Raw genomic sequence first — 7,593 nt, 5'->3', positions numbered from 1 at the left:
ACGAAACGTCAAGACTGCGATTTCACTGACGAAACGTCGGTGACGTTTCGTCAGTGAAATCGGGGTGGGGGTGGGGTCAGTCGGTGGCGAGGGCAGCGACCGGGGACTGACGCACGGCGCTGCGAGCAGGGAGCACCGAGGCGAGCAGGCCCGCCGCGAGCGCGATGACCGCGACCGCACCCAGCTGGGGCCACGGCACACCGAACTGCACCTCACCCAGACCACCGAGGACCACCGCAGCACCCGCCCAGCCGTACAGCAGCCCCGCGACCGCGCCCACGAGCGCGCCGACGGCGGCGATCAGCACCCCTTCGACGGCGAGCATGCCGCGCAGCTGCCCTCGCTTGAGGCCGATCGCTCGGAGCGTCGCGTTCTCGCGGCGTCGTTCGATCACCGACAGCGAGAGCGTGTTCGCCACGCCCACGAGGGCGATCACCACGGCCACCGCCAGCAGCCCCAGGACCACCGCCAGCAGCGTGTCGATGACCTGGCCGTACGCGGCACGTTCCATCGCCGCCCCGCCGACCTGCAGCACGGGGGCCGACGGATCGGCTTCCGTGAGGTCGTTGAGCGCCGACTGCACAGCGGCACTAGCCGCGACGGGGTCGGCGTCATCCGCCAGCTTGGCCCACACCGTGGTGACCACCGCGTCAGGCGCGAGCTGCTCCATGGTCGCCGGCGTCACCAACGCGGTGTAGGTGCCCACACGGGCGCGCACCACCTGGAGTTCGGCAGTGGTGCCGTCCGCTGCGGTGATCGTGACCGTGTCGCCGTCCTCGATGTTGTCGCCGTAGAGGCCTCCCAGCAGCAGCGTGTTGTCATCGAGCTCGTCGGCCAGATCCGTGCGCAGTACGGCCGCGAGGTCGCCCTCCTCGACCGACATCATCGTGATCCCGGTCGAGATGTCCGGGGAGTCCAGGGTGACGCCCTCGCTGCGCAACGACGCGGTCGACTCGACGCCGTCGGTGCTGGCGATCGCGTCCGCCTGCGCCGGCGTGAGCGTCTGGGTGCTGTCGCCGACCTGGGCGGTCACGTCCACCGGGAAGGTGTCGTCCAGCTGGCCCAGCAGCGTCTGACGTGCCGAGAACGCGCCGGTCGACATCATGACCACAAGAGCGACACCGATCACCAGGGCGTTCGTGGTGGCGGCGGTGCGGCGAGGGTTGCGCACCGCGTTCGCGGTGGCGATCTGCGCGGGGATCCCGCGACCGGCCAGTCGTCCGAGCATCGGGAGCAGCCGGGGCACCAGGAACACCGAGCCCGCCAGCAGGCCGGTCAGAGAGATCAGGCCACCGACAATGCCGAGGGCCAGGCCACCGAGCATGCCGGCGTCGGCAGCGTCGGTCTGGCTCAGCGACAGCGCGAGCGCCACGCCGCCGGCCAGCATGAGGGCACCGATCACGGCCGCGCTGACCGAGAGCACGAATCGGCCGCGCCTGGCCTGCTCGTCGGTACCGCCGCCCTCGATCGGGCGCAGCGCAGCCACCGGTGCGACCCGAGTGGCCATGCGGGCGGGAACCAGGGCAGCGAGCACCGTGACGAGCACCCCGACACCGATCGTCACCACGGGTACCTGCCAGCCGAACGGGACCGAGGCGACCGTGGAGCTGGGGAAGTAGTCCGAGAGCAGCCGCACCCCGCCGAAGACCACGCCGGTCCCGGCCGCGAGTCCAACCACCGAGGCGAGCAGGCCCAGCAGCGCGGCCTCACCCAGCACGGAGCGGCGAATCTGGCCACGGCTGGCACCGACGCACCGCAGCAGTGCGAGCGTGCGCGTGCGCTGCGCCACCAGCACCTGGAACGTGTTGGTGATGACCAGGCCGGCGACCGAGAGCGCCACGGCAGCGAACGCGAGCATCACCACGAGGAAGGTGACGTTGGAGCCGGTCTCGGCGGCGGTGCGCTGCTCGGCGAGCTCGGGCACGGTCTGCACGGCCGCACCGGTGGCCGTGGGCAGTCCTTCGATCTGGCTGCGGACGGTCTCGAGGTCAGTGCCGTCCGCGAGCGCGATGAGCACGCTGCCGTAGAACTCGTCGGTGCCGTTCTGGGCGGTGCGCCACTCGTCGAGCTGACCGGCGTCCACGCGGCCGCCCGAGCTCATGGCGAAGAAGTTGCTGGTCGTCGCCAGCAGACCCACCACCTCGAGCGACTCGCTGTGGGTCTCGGACGCGTCGGCCTCGGGGTCCCAGGTCTCCCAGGCGGAGCTCAGCCGGTCACCGATCGTGACCCCGAGCCGCTCGGCCACGTCGGAGGAGAGCACGATCTCCCCGGGTGCGGTGGCCTCGCGCCCCTCGTCGAGGGATCCGACGGCCAAGCTCTCGGCACTGGGAGTCGGGGCGATCGAGACGAACTCGGTGGCCGCCGGCCCGGTGAGCTCCACCCCGAAGTAGGCCTGCATGTCGGCGGCGGCCACGCCGTCGAGCTCGCGGATGTCCTGCGCCGAGGCCGACGTGAGCGGGTCGCCCTGCGCGGTGACCACGAGGTCGGCATCGGCGTAGGAGGCGGTGAAAGCATCGTGCGTGGCCTGCCGCATGGTGGCGGAGGCGAGCAGGCTCGCCGCCACGAAGGCGGTGCCCAGCAGGATCGCGATGCCCGCGGCGGTGAGCCGTCCCGCCGAGGCACGCATCTGGTCGAGGGTTGCGCGCAGCATCAGCGGACCTCGGTCGCGGCGGGCTGGCGGAGCGCGTCGAGGCCGGCGAGCACGCTCTCGGGCGTCGGGTCGGAGATCGACCCGGCGATCCGACCATCAGCGAGCAGCACCACCCGGTCCGCGTAGGCCGCGGCCGCAGGATCGTGCGTGACCATGACCACCGTCTGCCCCAGCTCGCGCACCGAGCGGCGCAGGAACGAGAGCACCTCCGTGCCGGATCGGGAGTCGAGGTTGCCGGTGGGCTCATCGGCGAACACCACGTCCGGCTTGGTGGACAGGGCGCGTGCGATCGCAACGCGCTGCTGCTGTCCGCCCGAGAGCTCGTGCGGCTTGTGGGTGAGCCGGTCTGCCAGCCCGAGCGTGCCGATCAGGGTCTCGTTCCACGCGGCGTCGAGCTTCGAACCGGCGAGCTGGGACGGCAGCGCGATGTTCTGGTCGGCCGTGAACATCGGCAGCAGGTTGAAGGACTGGAACACGAACCCGACGCGCTCGCGGCGCAACACGGTGAGCTGGTCGTCCGACAGCGAGGTCAGTTCCGTCTCGCCCAGCCATGCCTGCCCGGCGGTGGCGCTGTCGAGCCCGGCCAGCAGGTGCATCAGCGTCGACTTGCCGGATCCGGACGGCCCCATGATCGCGGTGAACTCACCCGCCGCGAAGGTGACATCCACGCCGTCGAGCGCATGCACCGCGACGTCGCCGCGGCCGTAGATCTTGGTGAGCCCGGCGGCGCGAACCGCGCTGCGAGCTGTCTGGTCAGGTGAAGGCGTGGGCATGGTCTGCGTCATGGTGACGACGCTACGGATGCCTCACCGGCACGTGCGTCGCGCCCCGGTCTGGTCTTGCCGTCATCCCGTGGGTGGATACCTCACGACCCGGGGTTGACCAGCCCGGTCTCGTAGGCGACTACCACGGCCTGCACGCGATCCCGTGCGCCGAGCTTGGCGAGCACCCGGCCCACATGGGTCTTCACAGTGGCCTCGGCCACGAACAGGTCGCCCGCGATCTCGGTGTTGGAGCGGCCGCGTGCCATCAGCACGAGCACCTCGCGCTCGCGGTCGGTCAGGGAGTCCAGCACCGCCGGGGGAGTGCGCTCGGCATCGGGGAGCACGCTCGCGAGGTGCCCGATCAGCCGCTTGGTCGAGGAGGGGGCGATCACGGCCTCGCCGTGGTGCACGGTGCGGATCGCGGCCAGCATGTCCTCCGGCGGGGTGTCCTTGAGCAGGAACCCCGAGGCGCCGGCCTTGATCGCGCGCAGCACGTACTCGTCGAGGTCGAACGTGGTGAGGATGATGACCTTGGGCCCGTCGCCCGGCTCCGTGAGCGCGGCGGTGGCGGCGAGGCCGTCCATGTTGGGCATCCGCACGTCCATCAGCACCACGTCCACCGGGTGGCTGCCGAGCAGCCGCAGCGCCTGCGCGCCGTCACCCGCCTCGATCGACACCTCCATGTCCGGCTGGGAGTTGATCACCAGCGCGAAACCGGCCCGCACGAGTTGCTGGTCGTCGACCAGCGCGACCTTGATCGGGCTGTCGGTGCTGTCCTCGGTCATGTCGTCCTGTCCTCGATCGGGGGTGCGGGTGTGGTCGGTGGTGCGTAGGGAGTGCCCGACGGCGGTGGGTCGCCCAGGGTGGTCGACCTCGCCTGCCCGCCCGGGACCGGGATCTCGGCGCGGACACGGTAGCCGCCGCCCGCGCGTGGGCCGGCGGACAGGGTGCCGCCGAGCATCGCGGCGCGCTCCCGCATGCCGAGCACGCCGTGGCCGGCGCCGTCGGAGCTGGCGGCGGCGCCGCGGCCGTCGTCGTCGACCTGCAGCACCACGTGCTGCGCCGCCCACTGCAGCAGAACGGTCGCCTTTGCCTCCGGCCCGCCGTGCTTGAGGATGTTGGTGAGCGATTCCTGCGCGATCCGGTAGATCGTGGCGCCGGTGCCGGGAGGCAGCGGGCGCGGGGTGCCCATCTCGATCAGCGACACCGGCAGGGTGTCCTTCATCGACGCCACCAGTGCCGCCACATCGGTGTCGCCGGGCTGCGGCACCAGATCGGCGCTGTTGGCGTCGTCGGTGCGGAGTACCCCGAGGATCCGCCGCATATCGGCGAGCGCCGCACGACCGGTCTCGGAGATCGTGAGCAAGGCGCGTTCAGCGGCTTCGGGACTGGCCTTGGCTGCGTACCGACCGCCGTCGGCCTGGGCGATCACGACCGACAGGGAGTGAGCGACGATGTCGTGCATCTCGCGCGCGATCCGGGTGCGCTCGGCCTGGGTGGCGATCTGGGCGAGCTGGTCGCGCTCACGCTCCAGCCGCGCTGCGCGTTCCGCCAGCGACTCTTGCTGCAGGTAGCGGGCGCGGCGCATGAGGCCGAGCGCCCAGGCGGTCAGCGCGAGCGCGGCACAGCCCACGAAGAAGAACGTGCCCGCGGCGATCGCCGGCCCGAGGCCGACCCAGTCGGACACCGCGAAGCCTGCCCCCACCATGGCGGCGCCGCCCATCGCCACCAGCACCCAGATGCGGCTCTTGCCGTTGCGGCTGAACGCCGTGACCGAGTACAGCGCGACCAGGACGGCCACGTCGGAAGGCTGGAGGAACTGGCCGAGCGCGAAGTGGGCCACGGCTGCGCCGGCCACGATGATCGCTGTGCGCTGAGGGTGCGAGCGGCGCCAGACGAGCGCGATCAGCTGCACGAACCCGAGCAGGGTGGCCAGCGTCAGGATCAGCATGTTCGTACCGCCGACGCCGCCATAGGCCACCGGAAGCAGTCCGAACGTGAGCGTGAGAACCGCGCTGAACCAGACGTCTCCCGCCGACGGCGTGACGACGCCATGCGGTGGTGGCGCAGGGTCGGTCGGCGGGGCGGTCACGCCGATCAGCCTAGGGATCCTCGCTCGCGTCGGCGTCCCGCTGCGGGACCAGAGGTGTATCCGACCCGAGGCGGAGTCGCTCAGACGGGCTCCAGCAGCTCCGGCCCGTTGTTGCGCACGTTGCCCACCGCTCGGCCCACCTCGTACCAGGAGAGTGCGGGTGCGGGTTCGGCGAGCATCGCCAGCACCTGGTCCAGGTCGGTCACGCCCGGGTCGAGCCACGCCTGCGCAACCTCGCGCGTGAGCATCGATGGCTCGCGGTCGTGGATGGCCTCCAGTCCGTCGCGGGCCGGTGCGGTGACGATGGTGGTCGACAGCAGCCACCGGTCCGGGTCGTCGTCGTCCTTGCTGTGGTCGCGCCACCACGAGTACAGGCCTGCGAACGCGATCGGTGCGCCGTCGGTCGGGTGGATGTAGTGCGGCACCTTGACCGGCTTGTCCTCACCGGGGAGCGTGACCTTCTGCCACTCGTAATAGCCGTCGGCGAGCACGAGGCACCGCTTGGTGGCGGCCGGCTTCGTGAAGGCCGGCTTGTCGGTGAGGCTCTCGCTGCGGGCGTTGATCATGCGCGCACCGATGGAGACGTCCTTCGCCCACGGGGGGACCAGACCCCACCGGGCGAGGTGCATCTCACGTCGCACCGGTGCATCCTCAGCGGCATCGCCATCGAGCTTCGGCGCCCGGTCGACGATGATCCGGACCCCATCGGTCGGTGCGACGTTCCAGCTCGCCATCACCTCCCGCGCTGCGTCGGTCATGTCCTCGACGTCGAACGCGTCCGCGAGATCCTGCGACTCCTTGAACGAGGCGTATCTGCCGCACATGCCGCCATCCTCGCATCGGGTACCGACAGGCCGGGTCGGCCCTCCCCGCGCCCGGGTGTGGGCGTGAGCAGCGTGCCATCTCGGCACGTGTGTCACGCCGGTCGCTGTTGTGGCGTGACCAGCGTGCCGAGATGGCAGCTGAGTCACGCCGATGCGGGCCGCTGCATCGGCACCGGCATTGCGGCGAGTTCCGCAACGGACAGCCACGCCCGGCAGCCGCGATGATGAGGTGATGTACCGGCTCAGCTCCACATGGCACCTTCCGGCATCGCCGGAGCAGGTGTGGGCGGCCGTGGAGCGGGTCGAGGGCTGGCCGCGCTGGTGGGTGGGCATGCTGGCCGCCACCACTGTGCGGCAGGCAGGCCCCGACGGGCTCGGTCAGCGCGTCCACCTCGTGGTCGGCAGCCCGCTCGGGCACCGACTCGGCTTCGGCGTGGAGATCGTCGAGGCGGACCCGCCGCACCGTGCCAGCGCCCGCGTGGTGGGCGATCTGCGTGGCCGAGGCGCGTGGTCGGTCGCACCCGCGATCTCCGGCTGCGTCGCGACGATCCTCTGGCACGTGACCCCGGCGCGGCCGCTGCTGCGGTCGCCGCTGCTACGGCGCCCCGCCACGTGGGCGCACGGCCGGGTGATGGCAGCGGGGGAGCGCGGTCTGGTGACCCACCTCACGCGATCTGACAGTTGATAACGATTTGGTTACGATGCTGCGACCCGTGACCGATCGACCGTCAGGAACCACGTGCCAGCAGCACGCCACCGCGCCACCACGACCCGGCGCATGCCGCTCGTCCGTGCGCTCGGCGTCGGCACTCTCGCCCTCGCCACCCTCGCCGCGGCGATGCCCGCGGAGACCAGCCCGACGGCGGAGCAACCGTTGGTCTTCGACGGCACCGACGGCGCCGCCCTCGACGGGCGTGACGAGCGCGTCGCGGGGCGCTCCCAGGTACGAGGGGAGACTCCGACGCCCGAGGTGCGGGACGCCGTCGGGCAGGCATTCGAGGCACCGCTGCCCGAGGTGACCGGCCAGCAGTGGGCGACCACCGCCGTCAACGTGCGATCGGGCCCGTCGGCGGAGGACGAGCAGGTGACCACGCTCGCATGGGCGGACCCGGTCGATGTGACCGGCGAGACCCGGGACGGCTGGACCCAGATCATCTGGAACGACGAGGTGGCCTGGGTGAGCTCGGACTACCTGGCCGAAGACGAGCCGGTGGCCGAGGAGCCCGAGGACCAGGGCGTCTCGAGCGCCGCCTGCGCCACGAG

The 7,593-nt window shown here is 71.4% G+C and carries 7 protein-coding genes; 2 read left to right on the top strand and 5 right to left on the bottom strand.

What is annotated here, in order from left to right:
* Window positions 1-76: 76 nt before the first annotated feature.
* From ACOJSN_RS15795 to ACOJSN_RS15775, 5 genes are all read right to left on the bottom strand, one after another.
* Window positions 77-2,650, bottom strand: coding sequence for an ABC transporter permease (locus tag ACOJSN_RS15795; RefSeq protein ID WP_420113449.1), 2,574 nt, complete (start codon window positions 2,648-2,650; stop codon window positions 77-79).
* Window positions 2,650-3,435, bottom strand: coding sequence for an ABC transporter ATP-binding protein (locus ACOJSN_RS15790; protein ID WP_420113448.1), 786 nt, complete (start codon window positions 3,433-3,435; stop codon window positions 2,650-2,652). The genes ACOJSN_RS15795 and ACOJSN_RS15790 overlap by 1 nt, the downstream gene beginning before the upstream one ends.
* Before the next feature lie 80 nt (window positions 3,436-3,515).
* Window positions 3,516-4,199 (bottom strand): response regulator, encoded by a 684-nt coding sequence (locus ACOJSN_RS15785; protein ID WP_420113447.1) that lies wholly within the window; start codon window positions 4,197-4,199, stop codon window positions 3,516-3,518.
* Window positions 4,196-5,506, bottom strand: coding sequence for a sensor histidine kinase (locus tag ACOJSN_RS15780; protein ID WP_420113446.1), 1,311 nt, complete (start codon window positions 5,504-5,506; stop codon window positions 4,196-4,198). Before ACOJSN_RS15780 ends, ACOJSN_RS15785 begins: the two co-directional genes overlap by 4 nt.
* An 80-nt stretch (window positions 5,507-5,586) precedes the next feature.
* A complete protein-coding gene (locus ACOJSN_RS15775) occupies window positions 5,587-6,330 on the bottom strand; it encodes an SOS response-associated peptidase (protein ID WP_420113445.1) in 744 nt (247 codons plus the stop codon).
* A gap of 232 nt (window positions 6,331-6,562) precedes the next feature.
* On the opposite strand from ACOJSN_RS15775, the gene ACOJSN_RS15770 reads away from it, so the two are divergent.
* Together ACOJSN_RS15770 and ACOJSN_RS15765 are read left to right on the top strand one after the other, a co-directional pair.
* Window positions 6,563-7,015, top strand: coding sequence for an SRPBCC family protein (locus tag ACOJSN_RS15770; RefSeq protein WP_420113444.1), 453 nt, complete (start codon window positions 6,563-6,565; stop codon window positions 7,013-7,015).
* Between the two features lie 93 nt (window positions 7,016-7,108).
* Window positions 7,109-7,593, top strand: a 485-nt coding sequence (locus ACOJSN_RS15765) for an SH3 domain-containing protein (protein WP_420113443.1), incomplete at its 3' end; no start/stop codon positions are given.

Source organism: Pseudactinotalea sp. (genome assembly GCF_048594945.1).
Taxonomy (GTDB): Bacteria; Actinomycetota; Actinomycetes; order Actinomycetales; family Beutenbergiaceae; genus Pseudactinotalea.
The sequence above is the reverse complement of the archived record's forward strand: the minus strand, read 5'-3'. Positions and strand labels throughout refer to the sequence as shown.